12 protein-coding genes and 1 tRNA gene are annotated in these 13,363 nt (G+C 58.5%); 11 read left to right on the plus strand and 2 right to left on the minus strand.

Features of this window, described 5'->3' with window-relative positions:
• Positions 1-70: 70 nt before the first annotated feature.
• From ACZ3GY_RS05255 to ACZ3GY_RS05295, 9 genes are all read left to right on the plus strand, one after another.
• Positions 71-1,258: a flagellin gene (locus tag ACZ3GY_RS05255; protein WP_463564218.1), complete on the plus strand. Its 1,188-nt coding sequence runs from the start codon at positions 71-73 to the stop codon at positions 1,256-1,258.
• Positions 1,259-1,338: 80 nt separating this feature from the next.
• A complete protein-coding gene (locus ACZ3GY_RS05260) occupies positions 1,339-1,701 on the plus strand; it encodes a flagellar protein FlaG (protein ID WP_463564219.1) in 363 nt (120 codons plus the stop codon).
• Between the two features lie 69 nt (positions 1,702-1,770).
• Positions 1,771-3,186 carry a flagellar filament capping protein FliD gene (gene fliD, locus ACZ3GY_RS05265; protein ID WP_465909180.1) on the plus strand — a complete coding sequence of 472 codons (1,416 nt, stop codon included), beginning with the start codon at positions 1,771-1,773 and terminating at the stop codon, positions 3,184-3,186.
• A complete protein-coding gene (gene fliS / locus ACZ3GY_RS05270) occupies positions 3,187-3,573 on the plus strand; it encodes a flagellar export chaperone FliS (RefSeq protein WP_463564221.1) in 387 nt (128 codons plus the stop codon).
• A gap of 180 nt (positions 3,574-3,753) precedes the next feature.
• Positions 3,754-4,134: a flagellar export chaperone FliS gene (gene fliS, locus ACZ3GY_RS05275; protein WP_042553087.1), complete on the plus strand. Its 381-nt coding sequence runs from the start codon at positions 3,754-3,756 to the stop codon at positions 4,132-4,134.
• A 26-nt stretch (positions 4,135-4,160) separates the two neighbouring features.
• Positions 4,161-4,457, plus strand: coding sequence for a flagellar protein FliT (locus ACZ3GY_RS05280; RefSeq protein WP_463564222.1), 297 nt, complete (start codon positions 4,161-4,163; stop codon positions 4,455-4,457).
• Positions 4,458-4,695: 238 nt separating this feature from the next.
• Complete coding sequence (locus ACZ3GY_RS05285; RefSeq protein WP_465909181.1) at positions 4,696-6,168, plus strand: sigma-54 dependent transcriptional regulator; 1,473 nt, start codon at positions 4,696-4,698, stop codon at positions 6,166-6,168.
• 224 nt (positions 6,169-6,392) lie between these two features.
• Positions 6,393-7,598: a sensor histidine kinase gene (locus ACZ3GY_RS05290; protein WP_465909182.1), complete on the plus strand. Its 1,206-nt coding sequence runs from the start codon at positions 6,393-6,395 to the stop codon at positions 7,596-7,598.
• Between the two features lie 3 nt (positions 7,599-7,601).
• A complete protein-coding gene (locus ACZ3GY_RS05295) occupies positions 7,602-9,008 on the plus strand; it encodes a sigma-54-dependent transcriptional regulator (protein WP_465909183.1) in 1,407 nt (468 codons plus the stop codon).
• Positions 9,009-9,133: 125 nt separating this feature from the next.
• On the opposite strand, the gene ACZ3GY_RS05300 is transcribed toward ACZ3GY_RS05295, so the two are convergent.
• A tRNA-Asn gene (locus ACZ3GY_RS05300) sits at positions 9,134-9,209 on the minus strand.
• Positions 9,210-9,276: 67 nt separating this feature from the next.
• Positions 9,277-10,473 carry an amino acid aminotransferase gene (locus ACZ3GY_RS05305; RefSeq protein WP_465909184.1) on the minus strand — a complete coding sequence of 399 codons (1,197 nt, stop codon included), beginning with the start codon at positions 10,471-10,473 and terminating at the stop codon, positions 9,277-9,279.
• A gap of 327 nt (positions 10,474-10,800) precedes the next feature.
• Here ACZ3GY_RS05305 and uvrB point away from each other — a divergent pair, with 327 nt between their 5' ends.
• Together uvrB and ACZ3GY_RS05315 are read left to right on the plus strand one after the other, a co-directional pair.
• Positions 10,801-12,816, plus strand: coding sequence for an excinuclease ABC subunit UvrB (uvrB, locus tag ACZ3GY_RS05310; RefSeq protein ID WP_465909185.1), 2,016 nt, complete (start codon positions 10,801-10,803; stop codon positions 12,814-12,816).
• Positions 12,813-13,331, plus strand: coding sequence for a nucleoside 2-deoxyribosyltransferase (locus ACZ3GY_RS05315; protein ID WP_465909186.1), 519 nt, complete (start codon positions 12,813-12,815; stop codon positions 13,329-13,331). Before uvrB ends, ACZ3GY_RS05315 begins: the two co-directional genes overlap by 4 nt.
• Positions 13,332-13,363 lie beyond the last annotated feature (32 nt).

The following is a 13,363-nucleotide window of genomic DNA, read 5'->3' on the forward strand; positions in this document are numbered from 1 at the left end:
TGCCTGAGAAATGCAGGGCCCGATTCGCAAGCTCAGGCAAACAAGCTAGGTCCTACGGAGGACATCCATCATGGCTTTGACAGTCAATACCAACATTGCGTCCCTCAACACTCAGCGCAATCTGAATACTTCGTCCAACGCGCTCAACACCTCTTTGCAGCGCCTGTCGACTGGTTCGAAAATCAACAGCGCCAAAGACGATGCTGCCGGCCTGCAGATCTCCAACCGTCTGAGCAGCCAGATCAATGGTTTGAACGTTGCGGTGAAGAACTCCAACGACGGCATCTCCATGGCGCAAACCGCTGAAGGCGCCCTGCAGCAGTCGACCAGTATTCTGCAACGTATGCGTGACCTGTCGCTGCAGTCGGCCAACGGCTCGAACAGCACCGAAGAGCGCAAGGCACTGAACTCTGAAGTCAATGAACTGAAGAAAGAGCTGAACCGTATCTCCAACACCACCACCTTTGGTGGCAAGAAGTTGCTGGATGGTTCTTTCGAGACCACCACCTTCCAGGTAGGTAGTGCGGCGAACGAAACCATCAGCGTCAAGATCGACGAGATGAGCACCGAGTCGCTGAAAGGTACTTTCAGCTCTGGTTCGATCACTGCCGCCTCTGTGGCAGGCAGCACTGCGGCAGCCTCCGGTGCGATGGCCATCAAGGTGACCATGGTTGGTGGCGAAGAGAGAACCTTCAGCACTACCTTTGCAAGTGGCGCGACAGCTGCTCAGCAGGTACAAGCACTGGCGACAGTTATCAACGACGCCAACATCGGTGTGGGTGCTTTCGTAAACGACTCTGGCGATATCGAACTGGTTTCTGCTGCCGGGTCAGGTTCAGTCGACGGCAATATCCAGGCCTTCTCTTTCGCTTCGGGCGCTACAGTTTCCGCAGCCAAGAGTGCTACTGGAACTGATATCAGCATCGCTGAGGTCACCACCGGTAACCTGGTAGACGACATCGATATCACCGATGTTCAAGGTTCGCAGAAGGCGGTAATCGTAATCGACCAGGCGATCCAAGCGATCGACTCGCAGCGAGCTGAACTCGGTGCTGTGCAGAACCGCTTCGAGAACACCATCGGTAACCTGCAGAACATCGCAGAGAACGTTTCGGCTGCACGTGGTCGGATTCAGGATACGGACTTCGCGGCAGAAACTGCGAACCTGACCAAGAATCAGATCCTGCAACAGGCCGGTACTGCGATCCTGTCTCAGGCCAACCAGCTGCCGCAGGCGGTGCTCAGCCTCCTGCAGTAAGCCAAATCGGCTAGGCTGCTTTAAACTCCGGGGGGAAGTGCATAGCGCTTCTCCCCGTTTTGCCTTGCGAGGTAAAAGAAATGGACATCGCAATAAATAGTTTGTCTCCAGTCTTGGCCAAACCAGCTGGATTATCTGCGCCAGCGGTTAGCGCGACTTCGGCTGGAAAAGCCGATGAGCAGTCGTCGAGTGCTGCGGCCGTTGAAGATACTGGTCGGATGTACGAGCAGGTGGACGAGGCCGTCACGTCGATCCAGAGTTTCGTGCAAAACATTCGTCGTGATTTGAATTTCAGCGTGGATGACTCTAGCGGTCGGGTCGTGGTCAAAGTGACCGACGGTGCTTCTGGCGAGGTTATTCGCCAGTTGCCATCTGAGGAGGCCCTTCGACTGGCCGAGAACCTTGAAGAGGTTCGTAGCTTATTGTTCAAGGCCGAAGCCTGAAATGGCTCGCTTCTTGAATGCCCGAATGGGGTGAATGGACGAGCGCCAATATGGTGACGAGGGGGAATTATGGCTGTTAGCGGTATTACGACTGGCATCAACTCGGGGCTACCCATCGGCGAGCTAGTAACCGCCATGGTAAATGCCGAAAAAGCGCCTAAGGAAGCACAGCTCGCCCGCCTCTCGAGCTCGACCACCACCAAGCTGTCCGGACTGGGTCAGCTCAACAGCGCGCTGGGCGAATTCCAGACCGCGCTCAAAGATCTCAATAGCGCGACCCTGTTCGAGAAACGTACTGCTACCTCGTCCAATACCAGCGCCCTGACGGCTACCGCCGGTAAGACTGCTTCGCCTGGTTCCTATGAGATTGAGGTCAAAAGCTTGGCCACGGCCAGCAAAGTCGCGACCCAGGCTCTGGGAGCCACGTTCAAGAGTGGCGATGACGAGCAGACTTTGAGTGTCAAGATCGGTGAGAGCGGGACTGCGGTCGATGTAACAATCGCTGCTGGCTCCGATCTGAATAGCGTCCGTGATCAGCTCAATACTGCGCTCAAGGGCAAGGGTGTGAGCGTCAGCACCATCAACGACCCTGCCACTGGCAAGTCTCGACTTGTGTTCAGCGGCAACGAAACGGGAAATGGCAAGGATGTCATCGTGTCCGGAAGCGGTGAGCTCGCCGCGCTTAGCGTTGATGGTCGGACTCAGCTTGATCCCGCCGATACTCAAGGCGCGGGCTACATCGTCCAAGCGACCAATGCTCAGTTCTCTGTAGACGGCCTGGCTTTGAGCAGCCCGACCAACTCGGTCAAGGGCGCTATAGCTGATGTCTCTTTTGAGCTGGTCGGCAAGACCGATGACAAACCCTTGACGCTCAAGGTCGGTGAGGACGGCGCGGGCGTCAAGGCGGGCATCAAAAAGTTCGTGGACGCCTACAACAAGCTGATCACCACGACCAATGATTTGACCCGGGTTACCAAGGTGGGGGAAGACGGGACACCTCTAGTTGGCGGGCTTGTCGGCGACTCGACGATTCGCAACCTGCTCAGTGGTGTGCGCAACGAGCTGGTCAATCCAACCGGTACCGGTGCGTTCAAGGTCTTGGCGGACTTGGGGATTACCACTCAGAAAAACGGCACCTTGAAAATTGATGACACCAAGCTCGATACAGCCATGAAGGGGGACTTCGATGCTGTTGGTTCGTTTTTCTTGGGTGATACCGGTTTGATGAAGCGTCTCGATGGGCAAGTTGCGGGTTACAGTCAGACAGGTGGCATTCTCTCACAGCGGATGCAGGCGCTTGAGTCTACTCGCAGCGATATCAAGAAGCAGACTGATGATCTGAACCTGCGCGTCGACAAGATGCAGCAGCGTCTGCTCTCCCAGTTCTATGCGATGGACTCGCTGGTGGGCCAGCTAAATGGTACCAGTAGTCAATTAGAGAGCGCCCTTTCCAACCTCCCTGGTGTCGTGAAGAAGAGTAGATAAATGAATACGCCTATCGATACCTACAAGAGCGTCAAGACCAGCCAGCAGGTCACTCCCTACCAAGCAGTGCAGTTGTTGCTGGATGGTGCAATCGAGCGTGTCTCTCTTGCCCAGTTGGCGCAGCAGCAGGCCAATCCTGGCTTGCGTGGCGAGGCGGTAAGCGCCACCATTTCCATCATCGCGGTATTGCAGTCCAGCTTGGACAAGGAACTGGGTGGCGAGCTGGCCCAGAACCTGGATAACCTCTACGACTATATCAATCGCCGTCTGGTGGGTGTGGCGCTGGATGACACCCCGCGTCGGCTCGAGGAGGTACAGGCTTTGCTGTCGCAGATTCGTGATGCCTGGAAAGCAATTGGCCCAGAAGTTGAGCCGACGGCGAGCTGACCGCTATAGGACGAGCCATCACGCCTTGTCTAAGGGTGTGCCCGCATCTATGCCCAAGTGGTCGACTGCAATATGCGCGCTCGATTATTTCGACGGTAATAATGATTAATCCCCGCTAAAGCTCACGCCCCTCATGCCGATACATTGAGTATTCCCGCTGTACACTGGAGTACATTCAGCATGAACGCCATGGCCGCTATGCGTCAGTATCAAAACGTCAACACTCAGGCTCAGGCTGTCGATGCTAGCCCGCATCGTCTGATTCAGATGTTGATGGAGGGTGGTTTGACTCGTTTGGCTCAGGCGCGTGGTGCAATGGAGCGTGAGCAGTTCGCAATGAAAGGCGAACTGATAGGCAAGGCCATCGGCATCATCGGTGGTCTGCGTGCCGGCTTGAACCTGGAGCAGGGTGGCGAACTGGCCGAGAATCTGGATAACCTGTACGACTACATGACCCGTCGTCTGCTTGAGGCTAACCTGAAGAATAGCGTCGAGCCGCTTGATGAAGTTGCCGGTCTGCTGCGTAATGTGAAAACCGGTTGGGACGCAATCGCCCAGTGACAGGCATGCGTGAAAGGAGCATCCCCATGAATACATCTGTTCAGCGCTTGCAGAACACCGGTACCGCGATGCGTCAGGCGTTGTCCACTCAGGATTGGGCAGCCATCGGCGAGCTAGATCTGCAGTGCCGCCAGGCTGTCGAAGACGCTATGGTCGACGCGGCGAATGATGACGGCGCTTTACGTGCCCGTATGCAGGAGCTATTGGATCTGTACAAGGATCTGGTGAGCGCTTGCCAGAACGAGCGTCAGCGACTGGCTGGTGAGCTGATTCAGTTGAATCAGTCGCAGCAAGGTGCCAAGGTTTATCAGCTTTTTGGCTGAGATGCCCTATCAAGTAATGGGCTAAGGCGGGGCTCCGCCTTGTCCGCTAATCGCCTTAAGATGTTACCCTCCTGTCCATAGGCTCTCTTGGACATGCTTCGATATTCCTCGCTTGATCCCTGCTTGATAAAAAAACACGTCATTAAATTGACTAAGCGCCAATAATTGACTTTACTGCTGGCCAAATGCTGGCGCTAAAAGGCGTTAGTTGGCTTTTTCTTTCTGGGCCAGACCAACTATGTGGCGTGAAACTAAACTTCTGCTAATTGACGACAACCTCGAGCGGCGCCGTGATTTGTCGGTGATTCTTAATTTCCTGGGTGAAGATCATCTGGCTTTCGGCAGCAGTGACTGGCGTGGCGTAGTGGATCAAGTCGAGTCCAGCAGAGGTGTTCTTAGCGTGCTGCTCGGCGAGGTTCGGCTCAAGGGCGGGGCGTTGGATCTGCTCAAGGAGTTGGCTGCCTGGGACGAGTTTTTGCCCGTGCTGATGATTGACGAGCATGCCATCGGTGATTGGCCAGAAGAGTTTCGTCGCCGTGTGCTCGCGACGCTGGAGATGCCGCCCAGCTATAACAAGCTTCTCGATTCCCTGCACCGTGCCCAGGTGTACCGCGAAATGTACGACCAAGCCCGCGAGCGCGGCCGGCAGCGTGAGCCAAACCTGTTTCGCAGCTTGGTGGGTACCAGCCGAGCCATCCAGCACGTGCGGCAGATGATGCAGCAGGTTGCTGATACTGAAGCCAGTGTGTTGATCCTCGGCGAGTCTGGTACGGGCAAGGAAGTGGTCGCTCGCAACTTGCATTACCACTCCAAGCGCCGTGAAGCGCCCTTCGTACCTGTGAACTGCGGTGCGATCCCTGCGGAATTGCTGGAAAGTGAACTGTTCGGGCATGAGAAGGGTGCGTTTACCGGCGCGATCACTACGCGTGCAGGGCGCTTCGAACTGGCCAATGGCGGTACGCTGTTTCTTGATGAAATCGGCGATATGCCGCTACCTATGCAGGTCAAGCTGCTGCGCGTGCTGCAGGAGCGTACGTTCGAGCGGGTAGGCAGCAACAAGACCCAGAACGCCGATGTGCGAATCATCGCGGCCACACACAAGAATCTTGAGAACATGATCGAGGGTGGCAGCTTCCGCGAGGATCTGTATTACCGCCTCAACGTGTTCCCCATCGAGATGGCACCGCTGCGCGAGCGTATCGAAGATATTCCGTTGTTGATGAACGAGCTCATCTCACGGATGGAGCACGAGAAGCGTGGCTCCATTCGCTTCAACTCGGCTGCGATCATGTCGCTCTGTCGGCATGACTGGGCTGGTAACGTCCGTGAGTTGGCGAACCTGGTCGAACGCATGGCGATCATGCATCCCTATGGGGTGATCGGCGCGGGCGAACTGCCAAAGAAATTTCGTCATGTGGACGATGAGGACGAGCAATTGGCCGCTAGCTTGCGCGAGGAGCTTGATGAGCGCGCAGTGCTGACATCCGCTTCGTCGGGTATGGGCTCGCCGGCCATGTTGCCGGCCGAAGGTCTGGATCTGAAGGACTATCTTGGCAACCTGGAGCAGGGGCTTATCCAGCAGGCGCTGGATGACGCAGGCGGGATCGTGGCGCGTGCTGCCGAGCGGCTGCGTATTCGTCGCACCACCCTGGTCGAGAAGATGCGCAAGTACGGTATGAGCCGGCGCGAGGACGAGGCAGGGGACGAGTAAGCCTCTGGCCGACTTGAGAGGGTGGGTGCGGCGATCTGCTGCAGCCCACCGACAACGTTCTCCGCATTGCAAGACTGTACAGCTCGTCAGTCATTCAATTGACGCTACTGACCTTAAAAAATCCCTATCTTTCTGAAAATAAAGGCTTTTATTTTCAGGCATGAGTATTGCTTTCTCCTTGGCAAATGACTGTCCTATGACGGCTCGCCACGCGAGAGAGTGCAATGAAACCAAGCCCGCATCTACATGCCCAGATAGACTCCATGGCGCCCGCACAGGCGGAGCGCGTGGATCTTGAGCAGTCGCTGGCGTTGTTCGAGCAGATGTCGAGCCGGCTCGGTAGCTCTTACGATCTCCTGGAAAACCGCGTCAATGAACTGACCGGCCAACTGGCCCAAGTCAGTGAGCAGCGCGTGCAGGAGCTGAATGAGAAGGAGCGTCTTGCTCACCGCCTGCAGAGTCTGTTGGATCTGCTGCCGGGTGGCGTGGTGGTGATCGATGGGCAGGGTGTCGTGCGTGAGGCCAATCCGGTTGCTCGCGATATGCTTGGTGAGCCGCTGCTTGGCCGGTTGTGGCGCGAAGTAATTGCGCAGCGCTTTGCGCCGCGCCAGGACGACGGTCACGAGATTTCGCTGACGGACGGCCGTCGGCTATCGATTTCCACGCGTTCGCTGCAAGGTGAGCCAGGGCAATTGGTGCTTCTTACCGACCTGACGGAAACCCGTCGTCTGCAGGATCAGCTCTCCCGTCATGAACGCTTGAGTGCCTTGGGGCGCATGGTCGCCTCCTTGGCGCATCAGGTGCGCACTCCGCTATCCGCTGCGCTCCTGTATGCCAGTCACCTGACTGAGCAGGTATTACCGGTAGAGCAGCAGCAACGCTTTGCCGGCCGGTTGAAAGAGCGGTTGCATGAGTTGGAGCACCAAGTGCGCGACATGCTGGTGTTTGCCCGTGGCGACCTGCCGCTGTCGGATCGACTTTCCCCCAGCCAGCTCTTCGATGCATTCAGGCGCTCTGGAGAGTCTTTGGTGCAGGGGGTAGAGGTGCGTTGGCAGTGTGATGCTCGTGATGGCGAGCTGCTGTGTAACCGCGACACTCTGGTCGGTACGCTACTTAACTTGGTCGAGAATGCCATTCAGGCAGCCGGTCGGGGAGGGCGTCTGAAGGTTCATGCCTATGTTCGTGGTGATGCCTTGCGCTTGTCCATCAGCGACAACGGTCCAGGCATTGATGCCGCGACTTTGGCACGCTTGGGAGAACCCTTCTTCACGACCAAAACTACCGGAACCGGCCTTGGGTTGGCGGTGGTCAAGGCGGTTGCCCGTGCTCACCAGGGAGAGCTACAGCTGCGTTCGCGACCGGGACGTGGTACCTGCGCCCGATTGACTCTGCCGCTGATCAGCGCACCACCACTCTTGATTCAGGAATGATCCATGGCTGCCAAAATCCTGTTAGTTGAAGATGACCGTGCGCTGCGCGAAGCCCTGGCGGATACCTTGGAGTTGGGCGGTCATGGCTATCGTGCGGTCGACTGTGCTGAAGCCGCGCTGATTGCCATCGCTGAGGAGCCATTCGGACTGGTGATCAGTGATGTGAACATGCCGGGTATGGATGGCCATCAACTGCTGTTGGTGATTCGCCAGCGGCAGCCACAATTGCCGGTGTTGTTAATGACTGCTTTTGGCGCCGTGGAGCGTGCGGTCGAAGCGATGCGTCGCGGCGCCGCCGATTATTTGCTCAAACCATTCGAGCCCAAGGTGCTGCTGGCGCTGGTCGCACGGCATGCCCTGGGCCTTGCTGGCGGGCTGGAGCAGGACGGGCCAGTTGCTCGAGAACCGGCCAGCCTGCAGTTATTGGAGTTGGCTGCGCGGGTGGCTCGCAGCGATTCCACTGTGCTGATCACCGGCGAGTCGGGTACCGGCAAAGAGGTGCTGGCACGTTACCTCCATCAGCAGTCCCCGCGATCCGCTGGGCCGTTCGTTGCCATCAACTGCGCGGCGATTCCGGACAACATGCTAGAGGCCACGCTATTCGGGCATGAGAAAGGCGCATTCACCGGCGCTGTAGCCAGCGCGCCAGGCAAGTTCGAGATGGCCGAAGGCGGCACCATTCTGCTCGACGAGATTTCCGAAATGCCCCTCGCTCTGCAAGCCAAGCTATTGCGTGTGCTGCAGGAGCGTGAGGTCGAACGGGTCGGGGCGCGTAAACCGATCAGCCTGGATATTCGAGTGCTGGCGACCAGCAACCGTGATTTGGCGGTGGAGGTTGCGGCAGGGCGCTTCCGTGAGGATCTATTCTATCGGTTATCTGTCTTCCCGCTAGCCTGGCGCCCGCTGCGTGAACGCCCGGCAGATATCCTGCCACTGGCCGAGCGTCTGCTGAACAAATACGTACGCAAGATGAACCTCGCGCCGCTGCGCCTTTCCGCTCAAGCGGTCGCCTGTCTGACGAGCCATGCATGGCCGGGCAACGTGCGTGAGCTGGACAATGCCATCCAGCGTGCGGTCATCCTCCAGCAGAGTGGGGTTATCGAGCCTCATGACCTTTGTCTGACTGCGCCGATTGGCTTTGCCCCTATGGCTCAAGCAGCGCAGCCACTGGCTGTGGTGTCTGCTATGGCTGCAGTGCCGCTATCGGAACCCGCAATGATGGACGGTGCGCTGGGAGAAGATCTGCGGCGCCGCGAGTACCAGGTGATCATCGACACCTTGCGCGCCGAGCGAGGCCGTCGCAAGGAGGCAGCCGAGAGGCTGGGCATCAGCCCTCGTACCTTGCGCTACAAGCTGGCGCAGATGCGCGATGCCGGGATGGATGTCGAGGCTTATCTTTACGCCAGTTGAGCATCCGCTCGGATGGATCGAGGCGGGTAGCCTAGCGAATCGTAATCCGTTATTTGCGGTTTGGGGCGCAGTGAGAGTTCGGTAGGCAATAAAAAACCCGGCCTATCGACCGGGTTTCTTGAATTTGGCTCCACGACCTGGACTCGAACCAGGGACCCAATGATTAACAGTCATTTGCTCTACCAACTGAGCTATCGCGGAACAGCGACGCGTATCCTACTGATTACGAAGGGGAAGTCAAGCATCTGCCGGCTTCCCCTCCATCCACTCAAAGCACTTCGGCGATGGCCTTGGTGACGACTGGCAGGTTGCGAGTGTTCAGTGCGGCCACGCAAATGCGGCCGGTACCCACGGCGTAGATGCCGAACTCACTGCGCAGGCGTTCGACCTGCTCGGTGGTCAGCCCGGAGTAGGAGAACATGCCGCGCTGTTCGGCGACGAAGCCGAAGTCACGCTTGGCGTTCAGGGCAGCCAGTTGCTCGACCATAGCCAGGCGCATGGTGCGAATGCGGTCGCGCATTTCGCCTAGTTCGGTTTCCCACATCACGCGCAGCTCAGGGCTGTTGAGTACCGCAGCGACTACGCTGGCGCCATGGGTCGGCGGGTTGGAGTAGTTGGTACGAATCACGCGTTTGACCTGCGACAGCACGCGGCCGGTCTCTTCCTGGTGGCCGGTGACGATGGTCAGCGCGCCGACACGCTCGCCATATAGCGAGAAGGATTTGGAGAACGAGCTGGAGACGAAGAAGGTCAGGCCAGATTGGGCGAACAAACGCACCGCGGCGGCGTCTTCTTCAATACCGTCGCCGAAACCCTGGTAGGCGATATCGAGGAAGGGCACATGTTCGCGCTCGCGCACGATTTCCAGCACGGCTTGCCAGTCTTCAGGCGTCAGGTCGACCCCGGTAGGGTTGTGGCAGCAGGCGTGCAGGACGACGATGGAGCGGGCCGGCAGGTTCTTCAGGTCTTCGAGCAGGCCGCCACGGTTGACGCCATTGCTGAAGGCGTCGTAGTAGCGGTAGTTGCGCACCGGGAAGCCGGCGGTTTCGAACAGCGCGCGGTGGTTTTCCCAGCTCGGGTCGCTGATGGCGACGGTCGCTTCAGGCAGCAGGCGCTTGAGAAAATCAGCGCCGGTTTTCAGAGCGCCGGTGCCGCCGATGGCCTGGGTGGTGATCACGCGGCCTTGCTGGATCAGCGGCGAGTCGTTGCCCAGCAGCAGCTTCTGCACGGCCTTGTCGTAGGCAGCGATGCCTTCGATCGGCAGGTAGCCACGGGGCGCGTGGGCGGCGGTCAAGGCGGTTTCCGCTTCGATCACGGCACGCAGCAGGGGAATGCGACCTTCTTCGTTGGTGTAGACACCCACGCCAAGGTTGACCTTGTCAGTGCGTGTATCGGCGTTGAATGCTTCGTTGAGGCCCAGGATAGGATCGCGCGGAGCCATTTCGACGGCGGAGAACAGACTCATGAGGGCGGCAGCTCTGTAGTGAGGGTGGGTTTAGAAACGGATTTACGTTCTTAGAACCTGTTCATGATCTGCTGTGCGTCGGCCCTGCGGCGTTAAAAACAGGCTCGGAATGCTCATTTACACCAGTAAACTCCGCTTCCTCGCCTGTTTTTGCCTTGCATGGCTCTAGCTCGCTAGATCGTGAACACGTTCTTAGCAACCCCGGCAACTGAGACTAGGGGTTGCGCAAGCGGGCCGTTAGTATAGCGGCCCATATTCTGTGTCGCGACAGCGTACACCAGGTATGACGCCAGCTCTTTCGCGGCGTCACAGCCTTTTGAGGTATTTATGTCCGAGTTCCAATTGGTCACCCGTTTCCAGCCAGCCGGCGATCAGCCCGAGGCGATTCGGCAGATGATCGAGGGCCTGGAGGCAGGCCTGTCGCACCAGACGCTGCTCGGCGTGACGGGCTCCGGCAAGACCTTCAGCATTGCCAACGTCATCGCCAAGGTACAACGACCGACGCTGGTGCTGGCGCCGAACAAGACCCTGGCGGCGCAGCTGTATGGCGAATTCAAGTCGTTCTTCCCGAACAACGCGGTGGAGTACTTCGTCTCCTACTACGACTACTATCAGCCCGAGGCTTATGTGCCGTCGTCGGACACCTTCATCGAGAAGGATGCGTCGATCAACGATCACATCGAGCAGATGCGCCTGTCGGCGACCAAGGCGCTGATCGAGCGCAAGGACGTCATCGTGGTCTGCACTGTTTCCTCGATCTACGGCCTGGGCAGCCCCGAGGAGTACCTGAAAATGGTGCTGCACCTCGATCGCGGCGACAAGATGGATCAGCGTGCGCTGCTGCGCCGCTTGGCTGAGCTGCAGTACACGCGCAACGACATGGATTTCGCCCGTGCGACCTTCCGGGTGCGTGGCGATGTGATTGACGTCTTTCCGGCCGAATCCGACCTCGAAGCGATCCGCATCGAGCTGTTCGATGATGAGGTGGAAAACATCAGCGCCTTCGACCCGCTGACCGGCGAGGTGATCAGCCGTCTGCCGCGTTTCACCTTCTACCCCAAGAGCCACTACGTGACGCCCCGCGACACGCTGCTCGAGGCGATGGAGAAGATCAAGGTCGAGCTCAAGGAGCGCCTGGACTACCTGCGCGGGGCGAACAAGCTGGTCGAAGCCCAGCGCCTCGAACAGCGCACCCGCTTCGATCTGGAGATGATCCTCGAGCTGGGTTACTGCAACGGCATCGAAAACTACTCGCGTTATCTCTCGGGTCGCGATTCCGGTGCGCCACCGCCGACGCTCTATGACTATTTGCCTGCCGAAGCCTTGCTGGTGATCGACGAATCCCACGTCAGCGTGCCGCAGGTCGGCGCCATGTACAAAGGCGACCGCTCGCGTAAGGAAACCTTGGTCGAGTACGGCTTCCGCCTGCCTTCCGCGCTGGATAACCGGCCGATGCGTTTCGAGGAATGGGAGGCGGCCAGCCCGCAGACTATTTTCGTGTCGGCGACTCCCGGACCGTACGAGGCCGACCATGCCGGTCGGGTGATCGAGCAAGTGGTGCGACCCACGGGGCTGGTCGATCCGCAGATTGAGGTGCGTCCGGCACGCACCCAGGTCGATGATCTGTTGTCCGAAATCGGCAAGCGTGTTGCCCTGGAAGAGCGCGTACTGGTGACCACATTGACCAAGCGCATGGCCGAGGATCTGACCGACTACCTGGGTGATCACGGGGTTCGGGTGCGCTACCTGCACTCGGATATCGACACGGTGGAGCGCGTCGAGATCATTCGTGATCTGCGCATTGGTACTTTTGACGTGCTGGTGGGCATCAACCTGCTGCGCGAGGGGCTGGATATGCCCGAGGTGTCGCTGGTGGCGATCCTCGATGCGGATAAGGAGGGTTTCCTGCGCTCCGAGCGTTCGTTGATACAGACCATCGGTCGTGCCGCCCGTAACCTCAATGGTCGCGCCATCCTCTATGCGGATCGTATGACCGGCTCCATGGAGCGCGCCATCGGCGAGACCGAGCGTCGCCGGGATAAGCAGATTGCCTTCAACGAAGCCAATGGCATCGTGCCCAAGGGGGTATTCAAGGACGTTAAGGACATTCTCGAAGGTGCGGTAGTGCCCGGTGCCCGCAGCAAAAAGCGCAAGGGCATGGCCAAGGCTGCCGAGGAGAGCGCCCGTTACGAAGCCGAGCTGCGTTCGCCCTCGGAAATCACCAAGCGTATTCGTCAGCTGGAAGAGAAGATGTATCAACTGGCACGTGATCTGGAGTTCGAGGCCGCCGCGCAAATGCGCGACGAAATCCAGAAGATGCGTGAACGGTTGTTGGCGTTATGAGCGCGAGTCGCGCGCCGCGGATCTATCTGGCCGGATTCGATGTATTCAGAACCGACGCCGTCGAGCGCGGCGAGTACCTGAAAAGACTGTGTAGCGAGCAAGGGCTGCAAGGCCTCTATCCGTTCGATAACGAAGTGGCTGCCGGCCTTTTGCCCGCTGACTGCGCGATGCAGATCTGTCGGCTGAACCTGGCGATGATCCGTGAGGCGGACGCCGTACTGGCCAACCTGAACCTGTTCAGGGGCTTCGAACCTGACTCGGGCACCGCCTTCGAAATTGGCGCCGCGGTGGCGCTAGACAAACCGGTCTGGGCCTATTTCCAGCCGCAGGGCGCCATGCGTGACTGGCTGCCAGGCAACGATCAGGGGCGCGATGCGCAGGGTTTCTTGATCGAGGATTTCGGCTTGCCGCGCAACCTGATGCTCGCTTGTTCCTGGGCGGGCTGTAGTGCCAGTGCCGAGGAAGCAGTGTTGGCGTTAAGCCGGTATCTGCAGCGCGTGTTGCCCGAGCAGTAAGACGGCGCAGGTTTAGCCGTATCGAGACTACG

It is taken from the genome of Pseudomonas sp. PME37.24/006, from assembly GCF_055556635.1.

Coding starts and splice junctions, on each gene's coding strand:
- fliS (WP_042553087.1), top strand. CDS start 3,754: ATGAACGCCATGGCCGCTATGCGTCAGTATCAAAACGTCAACACTCAG.
- ACZ3GY_RS05285 (WP_465909181.1), top strand. CDS start 4,696: ATGTGGCGTGAAACTAAACTTCTGCTAATTGACGACAACCTCGAGCGG.
- uvrB (WP_465909185.1), top strand. CDS start 10,801: ATGTCCGAGTTCCAATTGGTCACCCGTTTCCAGCCAGCCGGCGATCAG.
- ACZ3GY_RS05295 (WP_465909183.1), top strand. CDS start 7,602: ATGGCTGCCAAAATCCTGTTAGTTGAAGATGACCGTGCGCTGCGCGAA.
- ACZ3GY_RS05255 (WP_463564218.1), top strand. CDS start 71: ATGGCTTTGACAGTCAATACCAACATTGCGTCCCTCAACACTCAGCGC.
- ACZ3GY_RS05280 (WP_463564222.1), top strand. CDS start 4,161: ATGAATACATCTGTTCAGCGCTTGCAGAACACCGGTACCGCGATGCGT.
- ACZ3GY_RS05290 (WP_465909182.1), top strand. CDS start 6,393: ATGAAACCAAGCCCGCATCTACATGCCCAGATAGACTCCATGGCGCCC.
- ACZ3GY_RS05260 (WP_463564219.1), top strand. CDS start 1,339: ATGGACATCGCAATAAATAGTTTGTCTCCAGTCTTGGCCAAACCAGCT.
- fliS (WP_463564221.1), top strand. CDS start 3,187: ATGAATACGCCTATCGATACCTACAAGAGCGTCAAGACCAGCCAGCAG.
- fliD (WP_465909180.1), top strand. CDS start 1,771: ATGGCTGTTAGCGGTATTACGACTGGCATCAACTCGGGGCTACCCATC.
- ACZ3GY_RS05315 (WP_465909186.1), top strand. CDS start 12,813: ATGAGCGCGAGTCGCGCGCCGCGGATCTATCTGGCCGGATTCGATGTA.
- ACZ3GY_RS05305 (WP_465909184.1), bottom strand. CDS start 10,473: ATGAGTCTGTTCTCCGCCGTCGAAATGGCTCCGCGCGATCCTATCCTG.